Raw genomic sequence first — 17,438 nt, 5'->3', positions numbered from 1 at the left:
CGCAGTTTCGCCTGGTACGTTGACGCTGCATTAATGCGGCCAAACTAGATTGCCGCGGCAACTGTCGCGTGATCAGAGTTTCCCAATGTCCCAGGCGGGCCCGATCCTGTTTGTGTCCAATGCCGAGCGGCCGCCCTTCGTCCGGGCGCTGGACGAGGCCCGGCTGTTTCCCGTGGTCGATATCGACTGGGCCAGCGCGGCGCGCGCGCTCGAAGAGGTGCAGCCAGCCGCGGTTCTCACTGCGATGCATGGCGGACACGAGCCGCATATGGCCGCGCTCGCAAGGAAGATCGCCGACCAATCGCCCTATCTTCCCTTCGTGGCCGTGGATGCGGCGGGCATGCTGCCTCACAACGCCCTGCCCTTCTCCTCGCGCGGCGGCAATCCCGACCGCCTGATCGCACGCCTTCGCGCCGCTCTGCGCGTGCGCACGCTCCACGCCACGGTGCTGCGCCGGTTACCGGAAGTGAAGGTCGCGCTCCCGGAGGGCGATCCCGTGCGCGATGCCACCGTGCTCCTGGTCGGCAGGGGCGCGGCCTATCCCGCGCTCTCCGTCGCGTTCGGTGAACGCGTCGGCGTGGTCGGCGCACTCTCGATCGAGGCCGCCGCGAAACACCTCAACACCCGTGACCTCGACGGCGTCGTGCTCGCCGAGGGTTTTACAGCGCGCGTCACCGACGCCTTTCTCACCGTGCTTGCCGAAGACGCCCGCTTCCGCAGCCTGCCCGTGGTCGTCACCGCGCATCAGCTGACGCAGACTTACGACCTGCCCAATCTCGAGCTGATCCCGGGCGAGCCGGCGAAGGTCGCGTCCAATGCGCTGCCGCTGATCCGCCAGCACGCGATGGAAGCACAATTGAGCCGCACGCTGCGCTCGATCGATGCCGGCGGCTGGCTCGATCCGCGCAGCGGCCTGCTGACGGTGGAAGCTTTCGCCCGCGATTTCGCCAAGGCGGTCGAGCAGACGCTGGCCCGCGGCGGCGGCTTGTCAGTCGCGCGCTTCGCCTTCGACCCCGGCAATTCCCGCGCCCAGCTCGATGCCGCGCGCATCCTCAGCCGCCTGATGCGGCAGATGGATTTTGGCACGGCGCAGAAGGACGGTTCGGTCGTCGTCGTGTTCGCGGAAACCGACTTCCGCACCGCCCACATGATCGCCCGCCGCCTCTCGGCCGTGATGCGGCACACCTCCAACGGCAAGCACGAGATGCGCAGCGATCCCGTCGTCAGCGTGGACTCGCTGTCGCCGTCGGACACGGCAAGATCGCTGCTCGGACGGCTGTCCGCTGACGCGTCGCGCGCGGCGTCGTAGTCATCCGACGGCATTCGCCGCGGTCAAGCCTCGACCGCTCAAAGCATCATGAGCTTGATCTGGCCGTCCTCAACGGTCCCCCTCGCGAGAGCGTCGCGAGCCATCTTCTCGACGGTCGGCCAACTCGCCAGAAGGTATCTCTGCGCCTGCACTTTGGTCGGGAAATTGGTTTGAAGAATACAGATCTGCCGCGCGTTCCCGTTCGCGATCTGGAAGGACACGGCTTGGGGGCCCTCTCGAAGCTCTTGCTCGGTGGGCTGGGGAAGCTTGCGCATGCTGCTCCTTCTCGGGGCTCAGCGAACCGGTACGGCGACCCCGGAGGCTGGATCGGCGCGAGCCGTTCCGGCGGCGATCTTCCTGGCTTTCGACAGTTGCTTCGGGTCAAGGCCCGGCTGCGTATTGCGGACCGCCTCCGTCAGCATCAGCCGGAGCTCTGCCTTTGTCATGGGTGCTTGTCGCGTGGTCGACTTCTGCCAATTGCTCATACAGTCCATATGGGGATCTTTGCGCGGAATGCCAGCATTCGTATTCTCATTCGCGATGGGCGGCAGCGGGCGCAAAAAACCCGCGGCCGGTGAACGGTCGCGGGTTCAGAAATCCGAAGCTTTGCCAGTACATCCGTGGTCAAAGCAACGTCATGGCGATTGCGGCAGCCTATGCGGCGCGCAGATCTTCAGCAGCAGACTTGCCGGTGCGGCGGTCTGCAACGATTTCGAATGAAACCTTCTGCCCTTCGTTGAGGGTATTCATGCCGGCGCGTTCAACGGCGCTGATATGAACGAACACATCCTGGCTGCCCTGGTCGGGCTGAATGAATCCGAAACCCTTTTGGCTGTTAAACCACTTCACAGTTCCCGTCGTCATGGGGTCGTCCTTTAAGATAGATAAGCGTTTGACCGCGCTGAAAAGCGCGTTCGGTGTCGTCGAGATCTGGAGGGAGGGTCGTCAGTCAGGCGCGCCCGAAAGCGGCGAGGCCAAGTCGTTCGGCCGAAACTCGATGGACATAACATAGGGACTGTTCGGCCATTCCGCAAGTGATCATTTCGTTGTCGGAATCGACGCCCCTCCGCATCGCTTGGCTGCGTCGCCTCTGCCATCGAAATAAGTGATCACGCCGCCTTCTTGCTCTGCGCGAGCTGCGCCAGCTGGCGCATGATCTCGGTGGTGCCGGCGAGACGCTCTTCCGGTGTCTCCCAGTCCTGCAGGAACACCACCTTCATGTCGGGCCGCACCTTGGCGGCCTGGCCGTAGCTGCGGATGAATGACACCAGGCGGTCGGGATGCGCAAAGGAATTGTCGCGGAAGGCGATGACGGCGCCCTTCGGGCCGGCATCGATCTTCCCGACGTTGGCCCGGCGGCAGAACGCCTTGATCGCGGCGACCTTGAACAGGTAGCGCACCTCGTCCGGCAGCACGCCGAAGCGGTCGCGCATCTCGGCACCGAAGTTCTCGATCTCCTCCTCGCTGTCGAGGTCGGCAAGGCGCCGGTACAGCGACAGCCGCACCGAGAGGTCGCTGACGTAATCCTCCGGAATGAGCACGGGCATGCCGATGGTGATCGACGGCGACCAGCGGTCGGCGGCAGGCTCGGAGACGCCGGCCTTGAGGTTGACGATCGCCTCCTCCAGCATCGACTGATAGAGCTCGAAGCCGACCTCCTTGATGTGGCCGGACTGCTCCTCGCCGAGCAGATTGCCGGCGCCGCGGATGTCGAGGTCGTGCGAGGCGAGCTGGAAGCCCGCCCCCAGCGTCTCCAGCGATTGCAGCACGGTGAGCCGGCGCTCGGCCTGCGCCGTGATCTTCTGCTGCGCCGGCAGCGTGAACAGCGCATAGGCGCGCAGCTTGGCACGGCCGACGCGGCCGCGGAGCTGATAGAGCTGGGCGAGACCGAACATGTCGGCGCGATGCACGATCAGCGTGTTGGCGTTGGGAATGTCGAGGCCGGATTCCACGATCGTCGTCGACAGCAGGATGTCGAACTTGCCGTCGTAGAACGCGGTCATGATGTCCTCGATTGCAGAGGGCGGCATCTGGCCGTGCGCGACCGCGACCTTCATCTCCGGCACGTTCTTGTCGAGGAAATCCTTGACCTCGGCGAGGTCGTCGATGCGCGGCACCACGTAGAACGCCTGCCCGCCGCGATAGCGCTCGCGCAGCAATGCCTCGCGGATCATGAGGGGATCATGCGGGGCAACGAAGGTGCGCACGGCGAGGCGATCGACCGGGGGCGAGGCAATGATCGAGAGTTCGCGGACGCCGGTGAGCGCAAGTTGCAGCGTGCGGGGGATCGGCGTCGCCGTCAGCGTCAGCACATGCACCTCGGCGCGAAGCGCCTTCAGCCGTTCCTTGTGGGTCACGCCAAAGTGCTGCTCCTCGTCGACGATGACGAGGCCGAGGTCGCGGAATTTGATCGCCTTGCCGAGCAGTGCATGGGTGCCGACGACGATGTCGATCGAACCGTCGGCAATACCCTTCTTGACCAGATTGAGCTCCTTGGCCGCAATCAGGCGCGAAGCCTGGGCCACGTTCACCGGAAAGCCCTTGAAGCGCTCGGTGAAGGTCCTGGCGTGCTGGCGCGCCAGGAGCGTGGTCGGCACCACGACGGCAACCTGCTTGCCCTCGAGCGCCACGGCAAACGCCGCGCGCAAGGCCACCTCGGTCTTGCCAAAGCCGACGTCGCCGCAGATCAGCCGGTCCATCGGACGGCCGAGTTCGAGGTCCTTCAACGTGGATTCGATGGCCCCCAACTGGTCCTCGGTTTCGTCATAGGGGAAGCGTGCGCAGAACTCGTCATAGAGGCCGGGCTGCACCAGCAGCTTGGGCGCCTCGTGCAGATGGCGCGCGGCAGCAATCTTGATCAATTCGCCCGCGATCTCGCGGATACGATTCTTGAGTTTCGCCTTGCGGGTCTGCCAGCCGCCGCCGCCCAGACGGTCGAGCTCGACCGTGGTCTGGTCGGAGCCGTAACGCGACAAGAGCTCGATGTTCTCGACGGGCAGGAACAGTTTTGTCTCGCCCGCATAGTGCAGTTCGAGACAGTCATGCGGCGCGCCCGCGACATCCAGCGTCTGCAGGCCGACGAAGCGGCCGATGCCGTGATCGACGTGGACGACGATGTCGCCGGCGGCAAGGCTCGTCACCTCCGAGATGAAATTGTCGAGCTTGCGGCTGGCCTTCCGCGGCCGCACCAGTCGGTCGCCGAGGATGTCCTGCTCGCTGATGAGCGCGATCTCGTCGGTCTCGAAACCGCTATCGAGGCCGAGCACGGCGAGCATGGTCTCGTTGCGCGGAGTGGCCTGCACCGTGCGCCAGCTGTTGACGCTGGTGGTGTGGGTCAGCTTGTGGTCGCGCAGCATCGACGTCATGCGGTCGCGCGAGCCTTCGCTCCAGAGCGCGATCACGACTTTCTTGCGCTGGGCGTGCAGCGCCATCACATGGCTGACCACGGATTCGAACACGTTGACCGTGGTGTCGTTGCGCTCCGGCGCGAAGTCGCGGCCCTTGCGCGCACCGGCGTCGATGACATTCGTGCCGTCGGCCGGAACCGAAAATTGCGTCAACCGCAACACCGGCATGTCGCTCTCGCGCTTGGCCCACTCCTCCGCGGTGAGATAAAGCCGATCCGGCGGCAGCGGCTTGTAGATCGCGCCGCCGCCTGGATGCTCCATGGCATCGCGGCGGGCCTCGTAATAGTCCAGGATCTGCTTGAAGCGCTCGCGGACGGCGTCCTCGGCCTGCGGCTCGATCGCGATCGGAGCCCCTTGCAGATAGTCGAACAGCGTATCCATCCGGTCCTGGAACAGCGGCAGCCAATGCTCCATGCCGGGATGGCGGCGGCCCTCGCTGACGGCCTCATACAGTGCGTCATCGCGCGTGGGCGCGCCGAACTCGGCGACATAGCCCATGCGGAAACGGCGGATGGTATCGGTGACGAGCTGGAACTCGGAGATCGGCACCAGGTCGAGCGCGCGCATGTCGAGCAGCGTGCGCTGGGTCTCGGCGTCGAAAGTGCGGATCGATTCCAGACTGTCGCCGAAGAAGTCGAAGCGGACGGGCTGATCGAGGCCGGCCGGAAAGAGATCGAGGATGCCGCCACGCACGGCATATTCGCCGGGCTCGCGTACCGTCGAGGAGCGGTTGTAGCCGTTGTGCTCGAGCCAGGCGACGATGGTGTCCATCGGCACGACGTTGCCGGGCGCAACCGAAAGCGCCTGCGCCGCGACCAGCTCGCGCGCGGGCACGCGCTGCACGACGGCGTTCACCGTCGTCAGCACGATCAGCGGCTTGTCGCTGCCGGTCAGTGACGCAAGCCGTGCCAGCGTGGTCAGGCGTTGCGCCAGGATGCCGCCATGCGGCGAGACCCGGTCATAGGGCTGGCAATCCCAGGCCGGGAAGGTCAGCACCGGCAGATCGGGGGCGAAGAACTGCAGCGCGCGCTCGAGCTGCTGCATGCGCGGACCGTCGCGGCAGACCACCGCAAGGCTGACCGCCGGCTTCTTCGGCCGCGCCGCGATGGCCCGGGCGAGATCGGAGACGACGAGGCCTTCGGCGCCTTCCGCGACATTGGCAAGCGTCAGCGCGCGGCCGGGCGCAAGCAGCTCGGCCGGAGATTTCATCCCCTGCTTCATAAATCGCCGTCCGTAATCGGGAATGCCTTGATGCGGGCGAAGATCGCGCCGGTCACATCAGGTGGCAGCACCTTGTCACCGGTGATCGCGGCGTAGAGGTCGGGATCGGACTCTTCGAGCAGCGTCTCGAGCTCGGTGAGCTCGGCATCGGACAGATTGCCGATCTCAGCGTCGGCAAAGCGGCCGAGGATCAAATCCATCTCGCGCGTGCCGCGGTGCCAGCAGCGGAACAAGAGCCGCTTGCGGCGGTCGTCGAGCCCGTTGCTCGATCGTGTCGTTCCCGTCATGTCTCAGATCCAGTCAAACGCCGAAAGCCCGGACGTGCCGGGCGGGGGTGATATAGCCACTCGGGGTGGCCGTGTCAGCCCTCGATTTGGCATGGCCTGATGCCCGGACGAAGGCTGCGAAAAAAGCCGTGGATGCCCGGCATAAAGCCGGGCAAGACGAGCCGAAACGATCCTAGATTCGCATCCATGCGCCCCAGCCTGCTCAATCCGCTGTTCGCTGCCGTGACCAGCCTGCCCGGCGTCGGTCCGAAGCAGGACAAGCTGCTGCAATACCTGCTCAGCCGCAGCGAGACGCCGCGGCTGCTCGACCTGCTGCTGCATTTGCCTAGTCAGGTGATCGACCGCCGCGCCCGGCCGAAAATCCGCGACGCCGTGCAGGGAACCATGGTGACGCTGGAGGTCACGGTCGACCGCCACCGCCCGCCCCCGCCGCGCAACGCACGCGCGCCGTATCTGGTCTACGCCAGCGACGACACCGGCGAGGTCGTGCTGACCTTCTTCCGCGCCAAGCCCGGCTACGTCGAAAAGCTGCTGCCGATCGGCGAGAAGCGCTACGTCTCCGGCACGCTGCAGATGTACGACGGCATTCCGCAGATCGTGCATCCCGACCGCGTGCTGGACGAGGAAGCGATCTCGAAACTCTCGGGCATCGATCCCGTCTATCCCCTAACCGAGGGCCTCGCGCTCGGCTCGCTGCGCCGCGCGATCGCGCAGGCGCTGCAGAAGTTGCCGGTGCTGCCGGAATGGATCAGCCCGGAGGTCATGCGCCGGTGTCATTTTCCGTCGATCGCCGAAGCGCTCACCCGCGTACACCAGCCGGTCGAGCTCACGGACATCCTCCCCGACCAGCCGTTCTGGTCGCGCCTCGCCTTTGACGAACTCCTGGCCGGTCAGCTCGCGCTCGCTTTGATCCGCGCGCAACTGCGCCGCCCGGCCGGCGTCCGCAATGCCGGCGATGGTCACCTCCGCAACAAGATCATCGATGCCCTGCCCTATGCGCTGACGCCGTCGCAGCGCAGCGCTGCCGCCGCCATCGCCGAGGACCTGCAACAACCCGTACGCATGTTGCGTCTGCTCCAGGGCGACGTCGGCTCCGGCAAGACCGTGGTCGCGCTGCTCGCGGCCGCCGCCGTCGCGGAGGTCGGCAAGCAGGCCGCCCTGATGGCGCCGACCGAGATCCTGGCGCGCCAGCACATCAAGACCATCGCCCCGCTCGCCGAGCGCGCCGGCATGCGCGTCGCGATCCTCACCGGCCGCGAAAAGGGCAAGGAGCGGCGCGAGCTCATCACTCAGCTCGCTTCCGGCGAAATCGACCTGCTCGTCGGCACCCATGCGCTGATCCAGGACGACGTGATCTTCCGTGATCTTGCGCTCGCCATCGTCGACGAGCAGCACCGTTTCGGCGTGCGCGAGCGCCTCGCGCTGACGTCCAAAGGCGAAGCCGTCGACGTGCTGGTGCTGAGCGCCACGCCCATTCCGCGCACGCTGGTGCTGACCTATTTCGGCGACATGGACATCTCCGAGCTGCGCGAAAAGCCCGCCGGCCGGCAGCCGATCGACACCCGCGCCGTCGCCATGAGCCGGCTCGGTGAGGTCATGGACGGCGTCGGCCGTGCGCTCGAGTCCGGCAAGCTGGTGTACTGGATTTGCCCGCTGGTCGAGGAATCCGAGGCGGAGGGCACCGAGCATCTCACCAATGCGACCAAGCGCTTCGAGACCCTGCAAAAGCGCTTCGGCGAGCGTGTCGGCCTCGTCCACGGCCAGATGAAGGGCACCGAGAAGGACCGCGTGATGGGACAGTTCGCGGCGCACGAGATCGGCCTGCTGGTCGCGACCACGGTGGTCGAAGTCGGCGTCGATGTTCCGGCGGCGACGATTATGGTGATCGAAAACGCCGAGCGCTTTGGCCTGGCCCAACTGCATCAGCTCCGCGGGCGCATCGGACGTGGCTCTGAAGCCTCGACCTGCATCTTGCTCTACTCCGAGCCGCTCGGCGAGATGTCAAAGGCCCGGCTGAAGGTGATCCGCGAGACCACCGACGGTTTTCGCATCGCCGAGGAAGATCTGAAGCTGCGCGGCGAAGGCGACGTGTTAGGGGTACGCCAGAGCGGCCTGCCGGGCTACCGCATCGCGCGCCCGGAGGTGCATGGCCAGCTGATCGCCCAGGCCAGAGACGAAGCGCTGCGGATCCTGAAGGACGATCCGAAGCTGAAGGGCGAGCGCGGCGAGGCACTACGGTGCCTGTTGTATCTCTACGAGCGGGACGAGGCGATCCCGCTGATCGGGGCGGGTTGAGTTAATGCGGCGCTGCCGCAAGCTTGTCACGGACGTAAGAGCGCCCGGCCCTTCCCGTCGTTGCGAGCGCAGCGGAACAAAGGCCACGTCTCGGTGCTCGGCCCAAAGCACCATCTTTCGTTGCGGCCAACTTCATGAAATTCTCCCACCATGCGCCGCATCATCATCGTTGGCTCCCAGGGTAGCGGAAAGACCAGCCTCGCCCGGAATCTCGGGCGAAAGCTCGGGCTGCCGGTGGTGCATCTCGACGTGCTGTATTGGCGGCCGGGTTGGACGCCATCCGACAAGCCGGGCTTTCGGATGCGCGTCACGGAAGCGATCTGGGGCGATGCTTGGGTGGTCGACGGTAGCTTCTCCGGGCTGGCTTTCGATTTGACGCTCGCGCGCGCGGATACGCTCGTCATCATCGACCGTCCGCGCTGGCTCTGCCAGTGGCGCATTCTCTGGCGCTCGGCATTCGATCGCGACACGACGCGGCCTGACCTCCCGGAGGGGTGCCCCGAACAATTCGACTGGACATTGATGCGGGAGGCGTGGCGCTACAACACCGAGCGCGCGCCTGTCATCGAGGCCGAGCGTGTGCAGTATGGCGCTGGCGTCCCGGTCGTGCGCTTGAGACGCGATCGGGACATCCGGAGTTTTCTGGATTCGGTGCACGGCAAATGATCGATAGCCGTGTCGTGAGACCGGACGATCCGGATTTCTTCTGCACAATACGCGCGGCGAATGCCTTCATCAGGTCCGTATCCGCCGCCTCGCCCTGCGCATCTTCCGCGAGGTGCTCGAACCACTTCGCAAAGCCCTCGTAGATCTGGCTGGCTGGATGATCGGGACCGAGGAAGCCGGAAATCTCCCGCATCTCCGCAACCCAGCGATAGGCTTTCGGGATCATGTCCGGCAGCGCGACTTCGAGCCGGGCCAGGATCGCGGGCTGGCTGAGCGCGAGCTCGTCGCGCAACGCGTCCGCTGCGCCTGCCTTCGTTGCTGCGATCACCATGGCGGAGCCGATGCCGGCGAGCCCTTTGACGATGCCGGCGTAGGACATTTTTAAAGCCGAGGCCGCTCCGACCGGCCCCTCGACGATCCGCACGTCGAGGCCGAGGTCCTTCAGCACCGCAACGTCTTTGGCGTGCTCGCCGGACATGTAGAAGGCCGGGCTCTTGGCCCCGGGCTGCGGTGGGAAGCCGATGATGCCGCCATCGACGAACGGGGCCTGGGCCGAGCCGATGATCTCCTCGATCCTTTGCACCGTGTCGACGTTGACGGCGTTGCAATCGACCACGACCGGCTTCTTCTCGCGCCTGACGATCAGCGCGGCCAGCCGCTCCGCCAACGCAACGGCTTCGCCCGGCGGCACGATCGAAAGAATGATGTCGGCACCTGCGATCGCATCGTCATCGGCGCCGACCATGCCGGCGTCTGCTGCGCGCTTGCGCGTCGCCTCGCTCCGCCCCTCCAAGGACGTCAGCACGCGCGCCCCATGCTCGCTGAGACGGCGGGCGACGGCGCTGCCCATGGCGCCAGGCGCGAGGATCGCAATGGTTTTGGACATCAAGCACTCCAGGTCGAACGCCGGGCGAGGCGCTCGGCTCGACAGGAGCATAGCAGAGGATGCCAGCGCGCACGTGACCGACGCCACCCCGCAAGGGAATGGCCCTACTCCACCTTCGCAGGCTCGGGGTGAAGCGCCGAGGCGTTGGCGATGCGCGCGGCATTCGCCACGCCGGCGAGCGCCGCGGCTTTTTTCGGATCGGGTGCCGAGCCCGGCTGCACCACGCCGGCCGACATGATCAGCGTCGCCGCGTCCTCGGTGCTCATGTCGACCTCGACGATCTTGCTCTTGGGCACGTAGAAAAAGAAGCCGGTGGTCGGGTTCGGGGAGCACGGCAGGAACACCGAGACGTGCTCCTCCTGCCCCGGCAGGCTGCGCGCGACCTCTTCATTCGGTGATTGCGAGATCAGCACGATCGACCACATGCCCGGCGAGGGAAATTCGACCAGGCCGACTTTGCGGAAGCTCGAGCCCTTGCCCGAGAACAGCGTCTCGAACACCTGCTTCAAGCCGCGATAGATGGCGCGCACCGCCGGGATCCGGCCGAGGAGCGTTTCGCCGACATCGACCAGCGTCCGGCCGATCAGATTGGCCGCGAGGAAGCCGACCAGCGTCAGCGTGAAGAACGCGACAACCAGTCCCCAGCCGGGAATGACGTACGGCAGATAGGTTTCAGGCCGATAGGCGAGCGGCACGAACGGCCGCACCACGCCATCGACCCAGGTGACGAACCACCAGACCAGGTACAGCGTGATCGCGATCGGCCCTGTGACGATGAGTCCCGTCAGAAAATAATTGCGGAAGCGGCCCATCAGGCCGGTATGCGGTTCCGGAACGGGATCAAGAGGCGCAGGCGCGTCGTCGCGGGGGGTCATTCGGGTTCCAAGTCGGTCGCAGCACACAAGCTAGGGCCTTCTAACAGGTTTTGGAAGGCCGCGACCGCTTGATATCCCTTCTGCCTATTCCACGGTCACCGATTTCGCGAGATTGCGCGGCTGGTCGACGTCGGTGCCCATGACCACAGCCGTGTGATAAGCGAGCAGCTGCACGGGGACGGCATAGACCATCGGGGTAAAGGCCGCCGCCATGTCGGGCATGATGATGGTGACGAGCGACTCCACCGTCGCCTCTTCTGCGCCCTTCGCGTCTGTCATCAGGATGATGTTGCCGCCGCGGGCGGCGACCTCCTGCATGTTGGAGACCGTCTTTTCAAACACGCGGTCGTAAGGCGCGATGACGACGACCGGCATGGTCTCGTCGATCAGCGCGATCGGCCCGTGCTTGAGCTCACCGGCGGCATAGCCCTCGGCGTGGATATAGGAGATCTCCTTCAGCTTCAGCGCGCCTTCGAGCGCGAGCGGAAAGCTGGTGCCGCGGCCGAGATAGAGCACGTCGCGGGACTTGGCGATCCGCTGCGCGAGCTTTTCGATCTGGGGCTCGAGGGTGAGCGCATCCGCCATCAGGCGCGGGATCTCGACCAGGCCGTGAACCAGCTTGGTCTCGTCCGCGTCGGACAATTCGCCTCTGGCCTTGCCGGCCGCGATCGCAAGGTTTGCCAGCACCATGAGCTGACAGGTGAAGGCCTTGGTCGAGGCGACGCCGATCTCGGGGCCGGCCAGCGTTTGCAGCACGGTCTCGCTCTCACGCGCGATCGTCGAGGTCGGCACGTTGACGACGGCGACCGTGTGGACGCCCTCAGCCTTGGCATAGCGCAGTGCCGCCAGGGTGTCGGCGGTCTCGCCTGACTGCGAGATGAAGATGGCGAGATCGCCCTTGCGCAAGGGCGCCTCCCGGTAGCGGAATTCGGAGGCGACATCGACCTCGACCGGCAGGCGCGCAAAGCGTTCGAACCAGTATTTTGCGACGAAGCCGGCATAGCTCGCGGTGCCGCAGGCGGTGATGCTGATGCGCTGGATGGTGCTGAAGTCGAAGGGAAGCTTGACCGGCAGCGAGACGCGCTCGGTCGCCATGTCGACGTACCGCGCCAGCGTATGGCCGACCACTTCCGGCTGCTCGTGGATCTCCTTGGCCATGAAGTGGCGGTAATTGGCCTTGTCGACCAGCGAGGTCGAGGCTGCGTGCCTGATCTTGTCTCGCTGGACGGCGTGGCCGTCCTTGTCGAAAATCGTTGCGCTCTTGCGCGTCAGTACCACCCAATCGCCGTCCTCGAGATAGCTGATCGTGTCGGTGAACGGGCCGAGTGCGATGGCGTCAGAGCCGAGATACATCTCGCCGTCGCCATAGCCGATCGCCAGCGGTGGGCCGTTGCGGGCGCCGATCATGAGGTCGTCGTCGCCGGCGAAGATGAAGCCGAGGGCAAAGGCGCCGCGCAGGCGCCCCAGAGCCAGCTTGACGGCTTCGACCGGCTTGTTGCCGCGCGTGAGCAAATCGTCGACGAGATGCAGCACGATCTCGGTGTCGGTCTCGGTGTGGAAAACCGCACCCTTCTTCTGGAGCTCCTCACGCAGCTCACGGAAGTTCTCGATGATGCCGTTGTGGACCACGGCGACGCGCTCGGTCGCATGCGGATGGGCGTTGTTGACGGTCGGCTTGCCGTGGGTAGCCCAGCGGGTGTGGCCGATGCCGGTCGTACCCTTCAACGGCTCGGCATCCAGCCGCTTCTCCAGATTCTTCAGCTTGCCTTCGGCGCGACGGCGCTCGATATGCTTGCCCTCGAGCGTGGCAACGCCCGCCGAGTCGTAACCGCGATATTCAAGACGCTTGAGCGAATCCACCAGCTGCTCTGCAACCGGTTCGCGCCCGAGAATGCCCACAATCCCGCACATGCGGATCACTATCCCCCAAATCGTCGAAAAATCGCCTAAACGACACGCCCGGTTTTTAGCGAAGTTTCTAAGGACCCATATACTCAATAATTATTGCGGATTGAGACATCGCACGTCCGCGGGTGGACTGGGTCGGATCGTCCGGCGTTAAACCGCGCCGATTAACTTCCTGTCAACAAATTTGGCCAACGATTCCCCCTCTGGGAGATATGGCCATGAAAGGCTCATCCGACCGCAAAGGTCTGTCATCGACATTGGTGCGCGCCAGCGAGACCACAGGCACGCACCTTGCGCATTGGCCGCCGCCCCAGCGTGCCATGGAGCGTGGCAAGGAAAGCAAGCCCCTCCTCGTTACGCAGTCCGCCGGCGAACCGGCAAAGCGTGCAAGGCCGCGGGGCTGGCGCCTGACGCGCGCGATGGTCTCGGAAGTCGCCGACGACGACTAGCGGCGTGCCTCACCACCCCAGCACCAGGGCAAAGACGAGCACAACGACAAACGCCCAGAACGCTAGTCCGGTGACCAGCGATGCGATCTCGGTCGGGCGGGGATCGCCGATCTGTTCCAGCACCCATCGGCCCGGCGGCTTGATGACATTCTCGACGAGGAATTTGATCAGAAACCAATCGTCATCGTCGTCCATGAGCGCGCAGCCCTAGCAATACCGATCGGGGATCGGCACCCGGCCGCTCACTTCTCTGGCTTCTTGCCGCCGGTCTTCATCTCGCGATAGCGCGCCGCGCCGCCTTCCCGGATGGTCTGCGGGCTGCGCTCCAGCGCCATCGCATCGTCAGGCACGTCGCGCGTGATCACCGAGCCCGAGCCGATATAGGCGCCGTTGCCGATCTTCACGGGCGCGACCAGCGATGAATTGGTGCCGACGAAGGCGCCCTGCCCGATCACCGTCTTGTGCTTCTTGAAGCCGTCGTAGTTGCAGGTGATGGTGCCGGCCCCGATGTTGGAATTGGCGCCGATGGTGGCATCGCCGATGTAGGAGAGATGGTTGACCTTGACGCCCGCCTCCAGCGTCGCCGCCTTGGTCTCCACGAAATTGCCGATCCGCGCGCCGTCGCCGAGCGAGGTGCCGGGCCGCAGGCGCGCATAGGGACCGATCGAGACGTTCTTGCCGAGCGTCGTCTGCACGATGTGCGAGAAGGAATGGATCACGGTGCCGTCGGCGATCGACACGCCGGGGCCGATCACCACGAAAGGCTCGATGGTCACATCCTTGCCGAACATTGTGTCGGCGGCGAGAAAAACCGTCTCGGGCGCGACCAGCGTGACGCCGGCCTCCATCGCCGCTTTGCGCAGGCGCGCCTGCATCACGGCCTCTGCCTCGGCGAGCTGTGCCTTGGTGTTGATGCCGCGCACCTCGTCCTCGCTGGTCTCGATCACCACGGACTCCCATCCCTGCTTGCGGACGATTTCGACCGCGTCGGTCAGATAATATTCGCCCTTGGAATTGGCATTGCCGATTTGCCCGAGGATTTGAAGCGCCCGGCGCCCGTCGATCGCCATCACGCCGGCATTGCACAGATCGATCCTGCGCTCCTCCGCGCTAGCATCAGCCTGCTCGCGGATCGCGACCAAGCGTTCGCCCTCGACGATGAAGCGGCCATAGCCGGTGGGATCGGCGGCGCGGAAGCCGAGCGCGGCAATCGCAGCGCCCGTGGCGAGCGGCGCGCGCAGCCGCGCGAATGTCTCGGCCGAAATCAGCGGCGTGTCGCCGAAGGCAATCAGGAGATCATCGACGCCGCGTCCGATCGCCTCGCGCGCCGCCAGCACCGCATGCGCGGTGCCGAGCCGCTCGGCCTGCAGGAAGGTGAGCGCATCGGGCCTGATGCGCTTCGCCTCGTCCGCGACCACTTGGTGGTCGGGACCGATCACGACCGCGAGCGAGGTGCCGGTTCCCTTGGGTGCCGCGGCAAGCACGTGGGCAAGCAGCGTTTGCTGAGCTACCGGATGCAGCACTTTCGGCAGGCTCGATCGCATGCGCGTGCCTTCGCCGGCGGCGAGCACGATCGTGAGGCTGGAACGGGCGGTCATCGAAATCCTGTCAGATCTTGCCGAATCAATTGGCGCAACGGGCGGTGGGTCATTCTGAAAAGCTCCCGCCTTGCTACCCCCGCAAACGCCCGGAATTCAAGTGCGACGGGGTTTTCCTGTTAATGTTCCCTGATTGATTCGGGGAAGCTTCGGGGTTGGGCACTTAACGTTCATGGCAAAGGATTCCGACCCACTGGCGGATGCCTTCGGCACCAAGGAGACCGGCGGGCTGTTCTCCGGACTTGTGGCCGAGGAAAGCGCGTTCGACCGCCGCATGATGTGGCGACTGGGCTCGTGGGGCGTGGCGGCCGTGGGTGCCGTCACCATCGCGGTGATCGCCAACCAGGCGGGGCTCGGCTGGCGGCGTGACCAGGTTGCCGCCGCCGATCTTGCGCGCCAGGCCGACCGGCTCCAGATGCTGACCAAGGAGAGCCAGAACGAGGCCCGCCGCCTCGCCGCCGCGGTCGAGACGCTCAACGGTGATCGCGACCGGCTCTATTCGCGCGTCACCGTGCTCGAGCAAGGGCTCGATTCCGTCACGGGCGCCATTGCCAAGCAGACCACCCCGCAGCCGCAGGCGGGCAAGCCGCTGGATGCCGCGCCTGCCGCCCCCAGCGTCGCGCCGGTCGCCTCGGCGCCCGCTTCCGCTGGCGACAAGCCGCGTATGGAGGCCGCCAAGGAGGCGCCCAAAGAAACCTCCAAAGACACGGCAAAGGAGCTGCCGGGCCTGCCGCAGCAGACCGCGGCCGCTGCCTCACTCGTGCACCAACCGCTGGCAACGAATTCGGCCCTGCCGACCATTCCGCTGGTGCCGTCCAAATCGATCATGGCGCCGCCCGATCCGGCTGCGTCGAAATTGATTCAGCCCGAGACTAACGAGGCGGCAGCCGAGAAGAAGGCCGAGTCGGCGCCCGCCCCGACCGAAGTGGTCACGGCAGCCGCAAAGCCACCGGAAACCACCGAGAGCGAATCCCCCGCGATCGCGATTCAGCAGACGCGTTTCGCGATCGACCTCGGCGGGGCCAATTCGGTCGATGGCCTGCGCGCGCTCTGGCGCGGCGTGACCAAATCCAATCCGGACGTCGCAGCGCTGCGACCGATCATCATGATCAAAGAAGGCACCACCGGGCTCGGCATGCAGCTCCGCCTGGGTGCCGGCCCCCTCGTCAACGCCGCCGCTGCCGCAAAATTCTGTGCGAGCCTCGCCGAGAACGATCGTCACTGCGAGACCACCGTCTTCGACGGCCAGCGCCTGTCGATGCGCGGCTCGGAAAAGACGCAAGACAAGGGACAGGAAAAGTCTCAGGACAGGGTTCAGGAGAAGAACTCGGAGAAGAATCAGGACGCGGTCCCGCAAGCCGAAACCGCGCCCCCGCCAGCGCCCACTGCCAAGCCAGACAAGCGCCGCCGCAGCTATTCTTCGAAGCGCTCGTCCAAGCGCGAGGAGCCCGTGCCGGCGCCCGCAGCGCAGCCGGCGCCGGCCAAGCCGGAGACCGCGTCGGCGGCATCGACACTGACGTCCTTCTTCAGGCGGTAAGGCGTCCCCATCCGCGATGGAAGCCGCGTGCATGCGTCGATCGGACGCTGCGACTGCGCTGCCCTTTTGCAGCTGGTTGGCGTTCTTTGACGGCGCGCTCCGGGCAGCGCTCCTCTCCGAACCCTGCGGAATTCGATGAACGAACTAGATGATGTGCTGAGGCTTCTCGTCGCCGCCGGAACAGGCCTGCTGATCGGCATCGACCGCGACATGAACAACAAGCCGGTGGGAATGCGGACCCTGTCGCTGGTCGCCCTCGGCTCCGCGCTGGTCTCGATCTCCGTGATCGAGTTCCAGAATTTACGCGACCATCCGGATGCGATCTCCCGGGTCATTCAGGGCGTGGTTGCCGGCGTGCTGACCGGCGTCGGCTTCATCGGCGCAGGCGTCATCCTGCACGATGCCAAGGCCAAGACCGTTCACGGCCTCACGACCGCTGCAACCGTCTGGATTGCGGCAGGGCTTGGAATTGCCTGCGCGCTGGGAGCCTGGCTGCTGGTCGGCGCAGCGATCGCGGTCACGTTGCTCGTGCTGTTCGTTCTCGGCTGGGTCGAGCGCCGGCTGGGGTTGAAATAGCGGCTGAGGCTTAGCATGTACCAAATGATACGAGCGAGGTCAGCGTAAGACGGCAGTATCCGCGACGGATTTGATTCGGAGCGGAGATGACGGACGCGAACTTTCTGCGGGAGCAACTCGCCCTCGTCCGCGAACTGGCCGAGCAGGCGGATCCCTACATCAGGAAACGACTGCTCGCATTGGCTGAAAAATACGAACGGCGGCTGGCGGAGCAAAGCAGGAAGACGCAAGGTCAGCTCTGATAGACGCTCGCGCGCGCCTACTCGATGCGCGCCTTTTCCTTCAGATCTCGAATGCGCGTCTCGGCCTCCTCCTTCGACTGGACGATTTCCGACCAATCCTCCACCCGCGCCTCCTTGCTCAACCTTTTGAGCTCGTTCAGCTGCTCTTGCGTTGGCTTGTCCATGCTCACTCCTCGACGGCA

At 65.4% G+C, this 17,438-nt stretch carries 17 protein-coding genes and 1 pseudogene; 7 read left to right on the top strand and 11 right to left on the bottom strand.

Translation table 11 applies throughout. From position 1 onward, the window contains the following. The first annotated feature begins 85 nt into the window (after positions 1-85). On the top strand, positions 86-1,309 hold the full coding sequence (locus tag IVB28_RS15390; protein ID WP_247527276.1) for a GGDEF domain-containing protein: 1,224 nt from the start codon (positions 86-88) through the stop codon (positions 1,307-1,309). Positions 1,310-1,347: 38 nt separating this feature from the next. Here the strand turns inward: IVB28_RS15390 and IVB28_RS15385 are convergent, their stop codons facing one another. From IVB28_RS15385 to IVB28_RS15365, 5 genes are all read right to left on the bottom strand, one after another. After that, the gene (locus tag IVB28_RS15385) at positions 1,348-1,584 is read right to left on the bottom strand and encodes a hypothetical protein (RefSeq protein ID WP_247527275.1); all 237 of its coding nucleotides are present in this window, start codon (positions 1,582-1,584) and stop codon (positions 1,348-1,350) included. 18 nt (positions 1,585-1,602) lie between these two features. Beyond that, positions 1,603-1,755 carry a hypothetical protein gene (locus IVB28_RS15380; RefSeq protein ID WP_247527274.1) on the bottom strand — a complete coding sequence of 51 codons (153 nt, stop codon included), beginning with the start codon at positions 1,753-1,755 and terminating at the stop codon, positions 1,603-1,605. Between the two features lie 208 nt (positions 1,756-1,963). Next, positions 1,964-2,173 carry a cold-shock protein gene (locus IVB28_RS15375; RefSeq protein WP_028144554.1) on the bottom strand — a complete coding sequence of 70 codons (210 nt, stop codon included), beginning with the start codon at positions 2,171-2,173 and terminating at the stop codon, positions 1,964-1,966. 245 nt (positions 2,174-2,418) lie between these two features. Next, entirely contained in the window at positions 2,419-5,937 is a 3,519-nt protein-coding gene (gene mfd, locus IVB28_RS15370) for a transcription-repair coupling factor (RefSeq protein WP_247527273.1), read from the bottom strand. Next, positions 5,934-6,224 (bottom strand): succinate dehydrogenase assembly factor 2, encoded by a 291-nt coding sequence (locus IVB28_RS15365; protein WP_247527272.1) that lies wholly within the window; start codon positions 6,222-6,224, stop codon positions 5,934-5,936. Before IVB28_RS15365 ends, mfd begins: the two co-directional genes overlap by 4 nt. Before the next feature lie 186 nt (positions 6,225-6,410). Between IVB28_RS15365 and recG the strand changes: the two genes are divergently transcribed. Continuing rightward, a complete protein-coding gene (gene recG, locus IVB28_RS15360) occupies positions 6,411-8,519 on the top strand; it encodes an ATP-dependent DNA helicase RecG (protein WP_247527271.1) in 2,109 nt (702 codons plus the stop codon). Between the two features lie 150 nt (positions 8,520-8,669). After that, positions 8,670-9,185: an AAA family ATPase gene (locus IVB28_RS15355; protein ID WP_247527270.1), complete on the top strand. Its 516-nt coding sequence runs from the start codon at positions 8,670-8,672 to the stop codon at positions 9,183-9,185. Positions 9,186-9,216: 31 nt separating this feature from the next. Here the strand turns inward: IVB28_RS15355 and IVB28_RS15350 are convergent. The 3 genes and pseudogenes from IVB28_RS15350 to glmS form a co-directional block, all read right to left on the bottom strand. Then, positions 9,217-10,071, bottom strand: a pseudogene (locus IVB28_RS15350) (DUF1932 domain-containing protein); the annotation flags it as partial. Positions 10,072-10,175: 104 nt separating this feature from the next. Next, on the bottom strand, positions 10,176-10,946 hold the full coding sequence (locus IVB28_RS15345; RefSeq protein WP_247527269.1) for a DUF502 domain-containing protein: 771 nt from the start codon (positions 10,944-10,946) through the stop codon (positions 10,176-10,178). Positions 10,947-11,030: 84 nt separating this feature from the next. Next, the gene (glmS, locus tag IVB28_RS15340; RefSeq protein WP_247527268.1) at positions 11,031-12,857 is read right to left on the bottom strand and encodes a glutamine--fructose-6-phosphate transaminase (isomerizing); all 1,827 of its coding nucleotides are present in this window, start codon (positions 12,855-12,857) and stop codon (positions 11,031-11,033) included. A gap of 215 nt (positions 12,858-13,072) precedes the next feature. On the opposite strand from glmS, the gene IVB28_RS15335 reads away from it, so the two are divergent. After that, complete coding sequence (locus tag IVB28_RS15335; protein ID WP_247527266.1) at positions 13,073-13,303, top strand: hypothetical protein; 231 nt, start codon at positions 13,073-13,075, stop codon at positions 13,301-13,303. Between the two features lie 9 nt (positions 13,304-13,312). On the opposite strand, the gene IVB28_RS15330 is transcribed toward IVB28_RS15335, so the two are convergent. Both IVB28_RS15330 and glmU read right to left on the bottom strand, forming a co-directional pair. Further along, the gene (locus tag IVB28_RS15330) at positions 13,313-13,498 is read right to left on the bottom strand and encodes a hypothetical protein (RefSeq protein ID WP_247527265.1); all 186 of its coding nucleotides are present in this window, start codon (positions 13,496-13,498) and stop codon (positions 13,313-13,315) included. Positions 13,499-13,545: 47 nt separating this feature from the next. Continuing rightward, on the bottom strand, positions 13,546-14,901 hold the full coding sequence (gene glmU, locus IVB28_RS15325; protein WP_247527264.1) for a bifunctional UDP-N-acetylglucosamine diphosphorylase/glucosamine-1-phosphate N-acetyltransferase GlmU: 1,356 nt from the start codon (positions 14,899-14,901) through the stop codon (positions 13,546-13,548). Positions 14,902-15,073: 172 nt separating this feature from the next. On the opposite strand from glmU, the gene IVB28_RS15320 reads away from it, so the two are divergent. The 3 genes from IVB28_RS15320 (at position 15,074) to IVB28_RS15310 (ending at position 17,256) form a co-directional block, all read left to right on the top strand. Further along, complete coding sequence (locus tag IVB28_RS15320) at positions 15,074-16,438, top strand: hypothetical protein (RefSeq protein ID WP_247527263.1); 1,365 nt, start codon at positions 15,074-15,076, stop codon at positions 16,436-16,438. 135 nt (positions 16,439-16,573) lie between these two features. Next, complete coding sequence (locus tag IVB28_RS15315; protein ID WP_247527262.1) at positions 16,574-17,014, top strand: MgtC/SapB family protein; 441 nt, start codon at positions 16,574-16,576, stop codon at positions 17,012-17,014. A gap of 86 nt (positions 17,015-17,100) precedes the next feature. Further along, on the top strand, positions 17,101-17,256 hold the full coding sequence (locus IVB28_RS15310; protein WP_247527261.1) for a hypothetical protein: 156 nt from the start codon (positions 17,101-17,103) through the stop codon (positions 17,254-17,256). A gap of 17 nt (positions 17,257-17,273) precedes the next feature. Here IVB28_RS15310 and IVB28_RS15305 read toward each other — a convergent pair whose 3' ends face one another. After that, positions 17,274-17,420, bottom strand: a complete 147-nt coding sequence (locus IVB28_RS15305; RefSeq protein WP_247527260.1) for a hypothetical protein — start codon at positions 17,418-17,420, stop codon at positions 17,274-17,276. Positions 17,421-17,438 lie beyond the last annotated feature (18 nt).

The organism is Bradyrhizobium sp. 199, assembly GCF_023073355.1.
Taxonomy (GTDB): Bacteria; Pseudomonadota; Alphaproteobacteria; order Rhizobiales; family Xanthobacteraceae; genus Bradyrhizobium.
This window is presented reverse-complemented; position numbering and strand designations above follow the sequence as displayed.